At 46.6% G+C, this 13,070-nt stretch carries 12 protein-coding genes; all 12 read right to left on the reverse strand.

Annotated elements, in window-relative coordinates; all coding sequences use genetic code 11:
- Positions 1-11 precede the first annotated feature (11 nt).
- Positions 12-1,964 carry a Stk1 family PASTA domain-containing Ser/Thr kinase gene (pknB, locus tag ACQCVE_RS03935; RefSeq protein WP_426844495.1) on the reverse strand — a complete coding sequence of 651 codons (1,953 nt, stop codon included), beginning with the start codon at positions 1,962-1,964 and terminating at the stop codon, positions 12-14.
- Positions 1,958-2,719, reverse strand: a complete 762-nt coding sequence (locus tag ACQCVE_RS03940; RefSeq protein WP_426844496.1) for a Stp1/IreP family PP2C-type Ser/Thr phosphatase — start codon at positions 2,717-2,719, stop codon at positions 1,958-1,960. The genes pknB and ACQCVE_RS03940 overlap by 7 nt, the downstream gene beginning before the upstream one ends.
- A 5-nt stretch (positions 2,720-2,724) precedes the next feature.
- A complete protein-coding gene (gene rlmN / locus ACQCVE_RS03945; protein WP_426844497.1) occupies positions 2,725-3,816 on the reverse strand; it encodes a 23S rRNA (adenine(2503)-C(2))-methyltransferase RlmN in 1,092 nt (363 codons plus the stop codon).
- A gap of 3 nt (positions 3,817-3,819) precedes the next feature.
- Entirely contained in the window at positions 3,820-5,163 is a 1,344-nt protein-coding gene (gene rsmB, locus ACQCVE_RS03950) for a 16S rRNA (cytosine(967)-C(5))-methyltransferase RsmB (RefSeq protein WP_426844498.1), read from the reverse strand.
- On the reverse strand, positions 5,164-6,102 hold the full coding sequence (gene fmt, locus ACQCVE_RS03955) for a methionyl-tRNA formyltransferase (protein ID WP_426844499.1): 939 nt from the start codon (positions 6,100-6,102) through the stop codon (positions 5,164-5,166).
- Positions 6,103-6,107: 5 nt separating this feature from the next.
- Positions 6,108-6,590 (reverse strand): peptide deformylase, encoded by a 483-nt coding sequence (def, locus tag ACQCVE_RS03960; RefSeq protein WP_426844500.1) that lies wholly within the window; start codon positions 6,588-6,590, stop codon positions 6,108-6,110.
- A gap of 172 nt (positions 6,591-6,762) precedes the next feature.
- Positions 6,763-9,174, reverse strand: a complete 2,412-nt coding sequence (gene priA, locus ACQCVE_RS03965; RefSeq protein ID WP_426844501.1) for a primosomal protein N' — start codon at positions 9,172-9,174, stop codon at positions 6,763-6,765.
- Positions 9,171-10,385, reverse strand: coding sequence for a bifunctional phosphopantothenoylcysteine decarboxylase/phosphopantothenate--cysteine ligase CoaBC (gene coaBC / locus ACQCVE_RS03970; RefSeq protein WP_426844502.1), 1,215 nt, complete (start codon positions 10,383-10,385; stop codon positions 9,171-9,173). The genes priA and coaBC overlap by 4 nt, the downstream gene beginning before the upstream one ends.
- Before the next feature lie 336 nt (positions 10,386-10,721).
- The gene (gene rpoZ, locus ACQCVE_RS03975) at positions 10,722-10,922 is read right to left on the reverse strand and encodes a DNA-directed RNA polymerase subunit omega (RefSeq protein ID WP_426844503.1); all 201 of its coding nucleotides are present in this window, start codon (positions 10,920-10,922) and stop codon (positions 10,722-10,724) included.
- Between the two features lie 4 nt (positions 10,923-10,926).
- Positions 10,927-11,544, reverse strand: coding sequence for a guanylate kinase (gene gmk, locus ACQCVE_RS03980; protein WP_426844504.1), 618 nt, complete (start codon positions 11,542-11,544; stop codon positions 10,927-10,929).
- 15 nt (positions 11,545-11,559) lie between these two features.
- Complete coding sequence (gene remA / locus ACQCVE_RS03985) at positions 11,560-11,823, reverse strand: extracellular matrix/biofilm regulator RemA (protein ID WP_426844505.1); 264 nt, start codon at positions 11,821-11,823, stop codon at positions 11,560-11,562.
- 65 nt (positions 11,824-11,888) lie between these two features.
- Positions 11,889-12,806 carry a YicC/YloC family endoribonuclease gene (locus tag ACQCVE_RS03990; protein ID WP_426844506.1) on the reverse strand — a complete coding sequence of 306 codons (918 nt, stop codon included), beginning with the start codon at positions 12,804-12,806 and terminating at the stop codon, positions 11,889-11,891.
- Positions 12,807-13,070 lie beyond the last annotated feature (264 nt).

The following is a 13,070-nucleotide window of genomic DNA, read 5'->3' on the forward strand; positions in this document are numbered from 1 at the left end:
CATTCCCTCCTTTATTCTGGATAGGGGATCGTTTCGTTTTTGACGATCCTGCTGTTAATGGTCACTTGATAATATGCGTTTTGGCCCGGTGCAATCTTAAACTCTATTGTCCGTTTTTCAGGACCTTTGATCTTAAAGGTCTGGGCCGGTTCTGAGAAGGAACGTTCAGCATCATTAATCAGAATTTGAACCTCTTGCTCTTCATCGGGAGTTGCAGGCTCATAAGGAATATCAATCTCTTTTGAAACCGCAGCTACCTCCTGCTGTTCTTTTCCAAGAGAAAAGACCACTTCAAGGGTTTCACCCGGCTTAATGCTCTCTCCGGGAGCAGGACTCTGGGAGATGACCTGTCCTTCTGGAACCGTATCTGAGTACTCTTCCTTTTCCTTCAGCAGGATATTGCTTTGCTGGGTATAGCTAATGACTGAGTTCCTTGTGTAATCCTTTAAATCCTGCACGGCAACTTCTTCCGGGCCTTTGCTTACCGTTAAGGTTATTTCATCCTCGGAAGGGATAACATCTGTTCCTGCGGATGGACTTTGATCAATGACTACTCCCGCCTCTTCTTCATCATCGTAAACCTCTTCAGTTACAACGTTACTGAACCCTTTCCTCTCAAGAAAATTCCGGGCAGTTTCAACGTCCCGCCCTGTTAAATCCTCCACTTCGGCTGTTTTTTTGCCGGTGCTTTGATAAACCGTTACGAGGGATCCTTCCTTGGCCATCTTCCCGTTCTCAGGATCTGTTTTTACAACATAATTTTCAGGCACCTCGTCGCTTGCCATCGATTTCTCGGTCACCTGGAAGCCTGCTTTACTAAGAGTATTAACCGCTTCTGGGTATTCTTCACCGGTCACATCAGGCACTGAAACATCCTCAGGAAGCAGCAGGGATGGTACGAAAGTTACGGCGCTGACTCCTGCAGCCACCAGTATGAGAAAAAGGGTAATGATAAAAACCGCAAATTTGCTTTTTTTCTTTTTAGGCTTAACCTCTTTTTCCGCCTTTGCCTCCGGTTTTCCTGAAGATGGGGAGTGGTTAATGGTTTCGCCGTTTCCTGAAAGGTACTCATCCTTAATGACCGGGATTGCTTTTGTCGCATCGTCATCCACAGGAACAACATAACGTTTTTCATTCAATCTGGCTGCATCTAAAGCGGTATGTAAATCCTCTTCCATTTCCTCTGCTGAATCATACCGGTGAAACGGATCTTTAGCCATCGCCTTTAAAATGATGTTTGTCATACTTTGAGGAATGGACGGGTTCCAGCGTTCAGGTGACGGCGTTTCTGACTGAAGATGCTTCAACGCAATGGAAACGGCGGACTCACCGTCGTATGGAACCCTTCCTGTCAGCATCTCGTAAAGGACAATGCCGAGTGAATACAGATCGGATTTTTTTGTTGCAAGACCGCCCCGCGCTTGCTCGGGTGATAAGTAATGCACGGACCCTAAAACGGAATTCGTATGGGTGATCGTTGCCGAGCTTAGCGCCATGGCAATTCCAAAATCCGTGACTTTTACCCTTCCATCATGGTCGATCAGTATATTATGGGGCTTAATATCCCTGTGGACGATCAGGTTATCATGTGCATGAGCAATCGCTGACAGAATCTGCTTCATAATATCAAGAGCTTCTGAAGGATGAAGGGGTGCACGGTTTTGTATGTATTGTTTTAAAGTGGTGCCTGCCACGTATTCCATTACAATATAATAGATTCCTTTTTCTTCTCCTACATCGTAGATGCTGACAATGTTCGGATGGTCAAGACTTGTAGTAGATTGCGCCTCGCGCCGGAATCTTCGGATAAAGTCTTCATCGTTGGCAAAGTCAAAACGAAGCACCTTTACGGCCACTTTCCTCTCAAGGATTACGTCCTGGGCAAGGTATACGTTGGCCATTCCCCCTCCGCCAATGACTTCGAGTATGCGATAGCGTCCGCTGATACGCTTACCTATTAGCAAACAGAATCACCTTCCTCATCCCCGGAAGGCATAAGGACCATGGCAACTGAAATATTATCTTCCCCGCCATTAAGGTTCGCAAGCTGAATAAGCTCTTCAGCTGAATTCTGAAGGCCTGTTCCATTTGTCAGGATCCGCTGCATTTCCTCTTCGCTCACCTTATTGGACAGCCCGTCCGAGCATAGCAGCAAAGCATCGCCTTCTTCCGTACAAAAAGATTTGATCTCAACCTGTACGGTAAGCTCTGTCCCCATTGCCCTCATCAGTACGTTTTTGCGCGGATGATGTTCAGCGTCTTCCTTTGTTATTTCTCCTGACCGCACAAGTTCATTTACGAGGGAATGATCCTCCGTAATTTGCTTAAAGCCGCTCACATTCAACAAGTAGCAGCGACTGTCTCCGATATGGCCGACAGTAGCAAACGTACGGGTGCAAATCGCTCCCACGAACGTTGTCCCCATTCCGCTGCATTCAGGATTCTGAAGGGCATGCTCAAATAAAACGCGGTTGACTTCTGCTATTTTCGCTTTAAGCCAATTCTCCGCATCCTCAGGTGTCCGAATGCCCTCAGATTCCTCCCATAGCTTACGGAAAGCGGAAACGGCCATCGAGCTTGCAACATCGCCCGCCAGATGGCCTCCCATTCCGTCTGCAACGACGGCAAAAGCCGCCTGTTCCTTGTTGAAAAAAACACCTGTACAATCCTCATTATGAGAACGGACTTTTCCGACGTCCGATTGAAAAGCAGTCTCCAAAAAGGTCACCTCGTCTCTTCTTTCCGCTCCTTCGCTCTTAGCTGTCCGCATGCTGCGTCAATATCAGAGCCCTGCTCACGGCGTATTGTTACATTAACTCCGCGTTCTTTAAGTGTTTTCTCAAAAGCAAATATTTGATCTTTCGGTGTGCGCACATAATCCCTTTCCGGAACATAGTTAACCGGAATCAGATTCACGTGGCATTTTATGCCTTTAATTAACTCTGCCAGCTCTTCCGCATGTTCCACCTGGTCATTCACCCCGCCAAACAAACCGTACTCAAAGGAGACTCTGCGGCCTGTTTTGTTAACGTAATACCGGATAGAATCCATAAGATCCGGCAGTTTATATGCCTTGTTGATCGGCATCAGACGGGTTCTGATTTCTGTATTTGGAGCATGGAGGGATAAAGCAAAGTTAATTTGCAGCTGCTCATCGGCAAACTTGTAGATTTTAGGTATAATCCCGCTTGTCGAAACTGTAATGTGACGTGCCCCGATATTCAGCCCTTTATCATGGTTGATAATTTTCAGGAAGGACATCATTTCATCGTAATTGTCGAAAGGCTCGCCGATCCCCATGATAACAACAGAGCTGACCCGTTCGCCAAGTTCGTCAAGAGCCTTCTGTACTTTTACGACCTGAGCAACTATTTCTCCTGCTTCCAGATTTCTTTTTAATCCACCAAGAGTGGAAGCGCAAAAGGAGCAGCCGATTCTGCAGCCGACCTGTGTCGTAACACAGATGGAATTACCATACTCATGTTTCATTAAAACTGTTTCAATGGAATAGCCGTCATGCAGCTCAAACAGAAACTTCATGGTTCCATCACCTGAAGTTTGCTGGATCAGCGTTTTTAACGTCGTAAGCGTAAACTCGTTTTCGAGCTTCTCCCGGAGTTCTTTCGACAGGTTTGACATCTGTTCAAATGACGCAGCCCGCTTAATATAAAGCCAGTCAAAAATCTGCTGTGCTCTGAATGCTTTCTCCCCATTCTTTTCCACCCAGTCTTTAATATCTTGAAGCTCAAGTGAGTAGATCGATGGCTTTGCTGCCTCGATAGCTTTCTTTTCTTTTGCTTTTTCTGTTTTATTCAATGTTTACACCTTCTTTTTTAATCTCGTGATGAAAAATCCGTCCGTCTCGAAGTAGTGCGGCAGAATTTGCAGTTTTCCGCCTTTGATATATGGGTGAACCTTTTCAGGTAGGTACAAGTTCAAATCTGTGTCTTCTTCAAATTCCGGATGGGCGGCGAGGAAATCCGCAATCACTTCTTCATTTTCCTCTTTGTCAACCGTGCACGTGCTATAAACAAGTGTACCACCTTTTTTAAGCAAACGCGAAACCGATTCTAAGATCTCCCGCTGGATCCTGGAGAGCTTTTTTACATCTTCGGCATTTTTGGCATATTTTATATCAGGTTTTCTCCGAATTACGCCAAAGCCTGAACACGGGGCATCTACAAGAATTTTGTCAAATTCGCGTTTCTGCAGCTTCTCCCCGGCCTCTCGTGCATCCATGACTTCCGGGACGATATTATTAAGACCTATCCGTTCTGCCTGATCGGCAATTAATTGCACTTTATGAGGATGCAAATCAAGCGAAATCACTTTTCCCGTACCATTCATCAGCTCTGCAAGGTGGGTTGATTTCCCTCCGGGAGCAGCACATGCATCTAGAACAATCTCGTTTTCCAGCGGCTGCAGCGCTCTTGCTGTAAGCATGGAGCTTTCATCCTGAATGGAGAGAAGACCTTCCTTGAAAAGCCTGCTTTTTGAAATATTTCCTTTTGTAAAGGCTACTGCATCCTCTGCAAGCAAGCCTTTGTCCGCCTCAATTGATTCTTCCTGAAGGCTGCTGATTGCTTCTGCAGGAGTCATTCGCATACGGTTAACCCTTGCTGAAGCAGAAGGAGCCTTAAGGTGGACTTCACACATTTTCCTGGTTTCTTCTATACCAAACTGGGAAACCCATTTTCTAACAAGCCATAGCGGATGACTCGTTTCCACGGCAAGTCTTTCGACTGGATCTTTGATTTCCCCAAAAGAAGGCACCCCCTCCCTTTGAATGGCACGAAGGACACCATTTACAAAACCTGCTATTCCTTTATGGCCTTTTCTTTTTGATAGTTCGACCGCTTCAAAGAAAATAGCCCGCTCCGGAATACGGTCCAGATAGATCATCTGGTACAGGGATAATCTAAGCAGAACTTTTACCCAAAGCTCCATTTTTTTCGCTTTTACTGTAAAAGGCTTTAAAAAATAATCAAGGGTCAGTTTCCTTTGAAGGGTCCCGTACACGAGTTCTGTATATAAGGCTACATCTTTGGGAGGCATAGTGCTTTTTTGAATCGTTGAGTTCAGAAGCAGGTTGCTATATGCCTGATTCTTCTCAATCGCAGTCAACGTTTCAACAGCGAGCTCTCTCGCATTGCTCTTTTTCATTTATTCACCCAATCTCAATCCCGGGGCTAACTGGGATCCGCGCAGATAATCTTCCCCGCTCATTTTTTTCCTGCCTGCAGGCTGCAGTTCTGTAATTTTAATTGCAGTTGTATTGCCTGTCGCCACGGCAAAGCCGTTTGAGTCAATCCCAATCACAGTGCCGGGATCTGCCGGGTGGGTGCTGCTCACTTTCTCCCCTTGCCAGATTTTTATGGTTTCGCCGTTCAATGTTGTAAATGCAACCGGCCAGGGATTCAGACCGCGGATATGATTATAAATTTCTTCTCCCGTCTTGCTCCAATCAATTTTTTCCTGCTCCCTTTTTATGTTAGAAGCAAAGGTTGCTTTCGAATCATCCTGTTTTATTGGTTTAAGCTTACCAGCCAAGAGCAGCGGAAGCGTTTCAGAAAGAAGTTCAGTGCCAGCTTTGCTCAATTTATCATGAAGCGTGCCGACGTTGTCCTCTTCGGTTATCATGACTTCTTTTTGAGTAAGGATATCGCCTGCGTCCAGTTTTTCTGCCATGTACATAATGGTAATGCCCGTTTTCTCTTTTCCCTGAAGAATCGAATAGTGTATCGGAGCCCCACCGCGCAATTCAGGGAGCAGCGATGCATGTACGTTGATGCAGCCATGCTTCGGTGCTTCCAGCAGTTCTTTCGGAAGTATTTGGCCGAAGGCTGCTGTAATGATCAAGTCCGGCTGCAGCGACAGGACTTCATCCAGTTCCTTCGGATTGCGGATTTTTTCAGGCTGAAGCACTTTTATGCCGTTTTTCAGTGCTTCAGTTTTTACAGGTGGCGCCGTCAGTTCTTTTCTCCGCCCTTTAGGCCGGTCAGGCTGAGTCACTGCTCCCACTACATTGTAGCCTTCATCGATTAGTTTTCTTAAAACCGGCACCGAAAAATCCGGTGTTCCCATAAAAACAATTCTTGTCATTGAGTTCATCCTTCCATTTCCTCAAGCTCGTCATCTTTATAATAACGCAGCACTTTGCTGGTAAATAAAATTCCATCCAGGTGGTCAATCTCATGCTGCAGCGCTCTTGCCAGAAAGCCATCCGCTTCAATCGTATATGGTTTTCCTTTCCGGTTACAGGCATGAACCTTTATATAATCGGCCCGCTTTACATCACCGAAAAGTCCGGGGAAGCTCAGACACCCTTCAGGACCTGTTTGCTCTCCCCGGCTCTCTATGATCTTAGGATTAACCAGTTCAATTTTGCCCGACTCGTCTCCAATATCTACAATAGCAATTCTTTTGGAAATCCCTACTTGAGGGGCTGCAAGACCGACTCCGTCAGAAGCGATCATGGTCTCATGCATATCTTTCAGAAGCCTTGCCAGCTCCCGGTCAAAAACTGTCACTTTCCCGGCGGGCTGTTCGAGTACCGGATCGGGATGCTCGTATATTTTCAGTATGGTCATTTTCATTCCTCCAAGCTGCTTTGAAAAAAGGGTGAAATATATAGAAAACCGGCGAATGCCGGTCATTTTAAACATTTGGCTCAACGTGCTGTTTCTGGCTGTTTTTCGTCCGCTTCACAAGTAAACCTGAAACACCGGCTCTTTTCGCACGATTTATCTATAGATAAATGCGTTACATGAGTGTTGAGGGATTTAAATCAATGGAGATGGCCAAATCGTCTCTCGCCATTTCCTGCTGATAGCGATCCATGATTTTCCTCAGGACCGGAATCAATTTTTCATCCCGTTTGTATTTTAACATGCATTGATAGCGATATCTATTTTTGATCCTGGGGATTGGAGAAGCAACAGGCCCGAGCACTTTTGTGTCCCGGTCAAGATTTTGCTTGAGAAATTGTGCAATACTCTCCATAACATCAGCTGTTTTCAGCAAATCCGGATGGGAAACATTCACAACTGCAAGGAAAAAAAACGGAGGATAAGCATGCTGCTTTCTCTCGGTCATTTCCCTTTCATAAAACCCGTCGAAATAATGGTTTTTAGCGAGCTGGATGCTGTAATGTTCTGGCGTATAAGACTGGATGACCACCTCACCGGTCAGTTCATGCCGTCCGGCCCTCCCGCTAACCTGAGTCAGGAGCTGAAACGTTTTTTCTGCTGCCCTGAAGTCAGGGAGATGGAGCATGGTGTCGGCTGCAAGCACACCAACCAGCGTGACATTTGGAAAATCAAGACCTTTCGCAATCATTTGAGTGCCCAGAAGAATATCAGCTTTTCCTTCTCCAAATTGTCCAAGCAGACGCGCGTGGGCGCCTTTTTTGGAGGTCGTGTCGACATCCATGCGGATTACGCGTGCCTCAGGGAGAACTTTTGCCAGCTCTTCCTCTACCTTTTGGGTCCCTGTCCCGAAAAAGCGGATATGTTCGCTGCTGCATTCCGGACAATCAGCAGGCATAGGCGTTTCGTGCGCACAATAATGGCATTTCAGCTTATGGCCTTGCCGGTGATAGGTCAAAGATATATCACAATTCGGGCATTGAATGACGTACCCGCAGTCGCGGCACATAACGAAGGATGAGAATCCCCTTCTATTTAAAAAGAGGACGGACTGCTCCTTCTTCTCAAGTCTCAGGCGCAGCTGTTCCAAAAGGGACGCAGAAAACATTGAACGGTTGCCGGACCGAAGCTCTTCCCGCATATCAACGACGCTCACTTCGGGCATCTCCCGCCGGTTTACCCTTTCTCTGAGAGGCAGGAGGTGATAAACGCCCTTGCTTGCTCTTGCGAAGGATTCGAGCGAAGGTGTTGCACTGCCGAGAACGACGGGGCAGTGATAGGTTTCTGCTCTCCGAATCGCCACATCCCGGGCATGATACCTCGGATTTTCTTCCTGCTTATAGCTTGATTCATGCTCTTCGTCGATAACGATGATTCCAATATTTTCAAAAGGTGCGAAGATGGCAGAACGCGCCCCTACCGCCAGCTGCACTTCCTTGCGCTGGATCTTCCTCCATTCATCATACTTTTCCCCTGTGGACAATCCGCTGTGCAATACAGCTACTTTTGAACCGAAACGTCCTTTAAATCGATCCACCATCTGAGGAGTCAGCGAAATTTCGGGTACAAGTACTATGGCCTCCCTGCCCTCTTTTATTACGCGGTCGATTGCTTGTAAATACACTTCTGTTTTTCCGCTTCCCGTCACTCCGTACATCATAAATACGTCGTGGCGGTGAGAATCAATCGATTCCAGCACTGGAGCAATAGCTTTTTGCTGTTCGTCTGTCAATGGCATATTCTCGGTCGGCTGAAAAGTTCTGTTTTCAAATGGATCGCGGTAAATTTCTTCCCAAGTCTCGATCAGGATTCCTTTTTTCACCAGAGCTTTGACCGATGCATCGGAGGCATCCGCTTTCTCTTTCAGTTCGAACGCTCCTGCAGCCGTCTTTTCTGATTTGATAAAATACTCGAGAATCGCCTTTTGCTTAGCGGCCTGGGCAGGCATGGCATCAGCTGTCCTTTTAATGAATTCAGCATCTTCGGCGATCGTGAGCTGTCTTACCTTTTTTTGTTTTCCTTTTTGGGTAACCTGATAGACCACTTCAAGTGTTCCATTTTTTATTTCTTTTTGAAGGGAAGCGAATAAACCATGGGCTTCAGCTTCTTTCCAGTCCATCTCAGCCTGCTTATGGAAAAGCGGCCGCAGGTCTGGAGCAAGCTCTTCCGAAGATCCGGTGAGGCAGATCTTTTTCTCATATTTTGCTTTCATTGCAGCCGGAAGCATCACTTGAAATGCGGATATTTGAAAACACAGCGTCTTCTCCGTCAGCCATTTCCCAAGCTCCAAAAGCTCTCCTGTAAGAGCCGGGGTTAAATCAAACAGGCCTGCAACGCTTTTCAGCTTGCTGACATCTGAGGCGGCAGCGACTTCTGTCACGAACCCCTGAACCTTCCTCGGTCCGAAGGGAACAATTACCCTTAGCCCGGGTACAATTACACTTTGCCATTTTTCAGGAACAAGATAATCAAACGGTCTGTCTGTCTGCATAGCAGGCACATCTACAATAATACGGGCAATTTTCATTCCGTCTGCTTGCCGGCTAGCATTCCGGCTGCCTCCAGAAGAATGGCTTCCGCTACTTTTTTCTTGGACATAAGAGGCAATTCTGTAACGGTTCCGTCCTTACGGTGAATGGCTGCGACATTCGTATCGGCGGCAAAGCCTGCCCCATCCTGATTTACGTTATTTGATATAATCAGATCAAGATTTTTCCTTTTTAGCTTTTGCATCGCATACTCATGGACATGATCTGTTTCGGCAGCAAAGCCGATTAATAATTGATGCTTTTTTGTTTCTCCCAGAGCTTTTAAAATATCAGGGGTCCGCTCCATTTGAATGGAAAGCATCCCATCCTGTTTTTTCATTTTATGATTTTGAGGGTGGGCCGGACGGTAATCAGCCACCGCCGCTGATTTTATCACTGCATCCTGACTAGCGAAGCGCCCGGTGACCTCATGCAGCATCTCCTCAGCTGTCTGAACTCGTATCACCGTTACGCCAGCCGGGTCTTCAAGGCTGGATGGACCGGATACGAGGGTGACTTCCGCGCCGAACTCAGCTGCTTTTTCAGCAATGGCAAAGCCCATTTTACCTGAAGAGCGATTTGAAAAAAAGCGCACCGGATCAATCGGTTCGACTGTCGGACCTGCTGTGACAAGCAATTTCTTTCCAGATAAAGGTCCGGATTCAGCGGGTTGAAAATGACTCTTAACCAGGTTTGTGATTTTATCTGGCTCTTCAAGCCTGCCCCGTCCTACATAGCCGCAAGCTAAATAGCCTTCGCTTGGCTCTACGAAGCGGTATCCATCCTCATAAAGGGTTTGTATGTTTCGCTTTACAGCCGGATGCTCATACATGTGTACATTCATTGCGGGTGCAATCCAGACAGGGGCAGTGGCGGCCAGAAGGACAGTGGTCAGCATATCATCAGCCAGACCATTGGCAATCTTCCCGATCACATTGGCAGTCGCAGGTGCAACCATGACGAGATCCGCCCAATCAGCCAGATCTATATGAGCGATAACTCTGGAGTCTTTTTCATCAAATGTATCTGTATAGACATCGTTCCTTGAAAGTGCCTGAAAGGTGAGCGGCGATACAAATTCACAGGCAGAAGCCGTCATAATGACTTTAACCTCAAAGCCTGCCTGAGTCAGTTTGCTTGTTAGGGCGGCTGCCTTATATACCGCAATGCCGCCGCTTACTCCAAGTAGAATTCTTTTTCTGTCTCCCATTGCAAACCCCCGCAATCTTCATAAATTCTTCTTCTATCTTACCAAGTTTTCGCCCAATCCCAAAGCAGAAGGCTAAAAATCTGCTGGGGACAAACGTGCTGATGCCCGAAAGGAAACTCCGCTTTGTCATAACAAGTGGCAACCTGCCTGGGCCTGCGTCCTCTTAAGCCCCTGCATTGGACGAGGTCCCCCCTGTTTCAGAGCATGAGGGACCCGTTTTTTCTGACCATTAAAAAGAGGCCGCCCCGGTTTGACGGGGAAGCCCGGAACAGCCTTTGCTAACATGGCTTCGTAAAAGTCCCCGCTTGCGGAGTCAGCTTTAGCCAGCATGAAAAATCAATTTTCTTCTTTGTCGTAAAAAAGCAGTCCTGCATCAATCTCTTCCAGTGCTTTTCCTACGTATTTATGGGAAACCGGCTTTTGAATCTGCTGGTCCTTGTAGATCTGCATTTCTCTTGCACGCTTTGAAGCTACCGTAACAAGTGTGTACTTAGAATCCAATTTGTTCATAAGCGAGTCTATAGAAGGGTTTAGCATCGTATTATTCTACCTCCGAAATTTTCTTTTTGTAACGCGGGGCAACCCGCTCCCTGCGGCAATGCTCAGCTGTGACAATTGCTTTAATGCGGTCACATGCAAGATTAACCTGGTCATTTTCAACGACATAATCATAAGCATCCATCAGCAGGATTTCTTCCTTGGCAGCCAGAAGGCGGTTTTCAATGATTTCGTCAGACTCCGTTCCGCGTGTTACGATCCGGTTTTTGAGCTCGCTTAGGGAAGGGGGCATCAGGAATATGAACAGACCTTCAGGGAACGCTTTTCTGACCTGCAGGGCCCCCTGAACCTCTATTTCCAAAAATACATCTTTTCCTTCGCTTAGCGTTTTCTCTACATAATCCACCGGCGTTCCATAATAATTGCCAACGAACTCCGCCCATTCCAGCAGCTTTTCGTTTTTAATCATATCTTCAAATTCCCCGCGGGATTTAAAGAAATAATCAATGCCGTCCACCTCACCGTTTCTAGGCTTTCGTGTCGTGACGGAAATGGAATAATGGAATTTTGTATCATCCTGTGAAAAGATCTCTTTTCTAACTGTGCCTTTGCCAACTCCCGAGGGACCAGAAAGGACAATGAGCAGTCCTCTTTCTTTCATAGCTTCTTACAACTCCTACCCTTCATCTGGTAAATCTTCTTTATTTGAAAGCCTGTGGGCGACTGTTTCAGGCTGGACTGCCGAGAGAATAATGTGATCGCTGTCCATAACGACTACGGCTCTCGTCCGGCGTCCATAAGTCGCATCAATCAGCATGCCGCGGTCTCTGGCGTCTTGGATAATCCGTTTGATCGGCGCGGATTCAGGACTAACAATTGAGATGATTCTATTGGCTGATACAATATTCCCAAAACCGATATTAATAAGTTTAATGTTCAACGTTTGCTCCCCCTATAGGATACCAGCTCTAGTTTAGCCTGAAAAACCGCGGTCTAAACAGGCGACTACTCCACGTTCTGAACCTGTTCCTTAATTTTTTCAATCATGCTTTTTAACTCCACCGCTTTTGCGGAAATCCTGCCGTCACTTGATTTAGCCCCGATCGTATTCGCTTCCCTGTTAAGCTCCTGAACGATAAAATCAAGCTTCCGTCCTATCGAATCCTTTGAAGAAAGCGCTTCTCTGAATTGCATTATATGCCCGTAAATCCGGGTCACTTCTTCGGTAATATCCGCTTTTTCAGCAAAAAGAGCAGCTTCCGTCAGGATTCTCGATTCATCTGCATCCGCTTGAAGCATCTCCTTCAGTCTGGCCGCAAGCTTTTCTCTGTACACTCTCTGTACTCCCGGCGCCAATTCCCCAATTTCATCGGCTGCGGCCTGTACTTCCTCAAGCCGTTTCTGAATATCCTGCAATAAATGGTTTCCTTCCGCAAGCCTCATTTGAAATAGCGCACCGACTGCGTCTTCTGCAGCCAGCAATACCGCTTCCAGCAATCCGGCTTGATCGTCTGAATCCTCTTCCTGAACATCATAAGCATGTTCCATCCGCAGAAGACTATCAATCGTCAGCTGATCTGCAAGCCCGTATCTCAGCTTCATCTGTTCCGCTGCACCGGCCAGCTGATCCAATAGATTCCAGTTCGCTTTGACGGTTTGCTTGGTGATCGGTTCTCCGTCTATCGTTATGTATGCTTCTAACCGGCCTCTCCGAATGCGGGCCGAGATTACTTTTTTGATTTTATCCTCAACGGACATAAGTTGTCTAGGCATTTTTATACTAATCTCGCAGAAACGATGGTTAACGGACTTCATTTCGACAGTGATCCTTCTTCCATCTTTTTCGCGTACTGCCCTTCCAAACCCTGTCATGCTGGCAATCATCTTCATCACTTCCAGTGTGCGGGAGTTGGTTTGATTCATTCCTTATTCCTGGCACTTGAGAAGAAGCCGTTTTGTGCAGATTTTCTCAAAGGCTGGTTCTCTTGCACATTCTGTTCCTGCTAAGCCAATAAAATAAGGCTTTATTAAACAATGATGCTGATATCCGCCGCTCCAGCTATCCGTTTACATGCCCAGAGACCGCTTCAATCATCCGTTGCTAATCCGTCAATAATCCGCTCTAGCAAAAGATGAAAAACAAAAAGGTAATAGACTCGCTATTACCTTGTGAATTATACCATACCA

The organism is Metabacillus sp. 113a (assembly GCF_050107635.1).
In the GTDB taxonomy this organism is placed as follows: Bacteria; Bacillota; Bacilli; order Bacillales; family Bacillaceae; genus Metabacillus_B.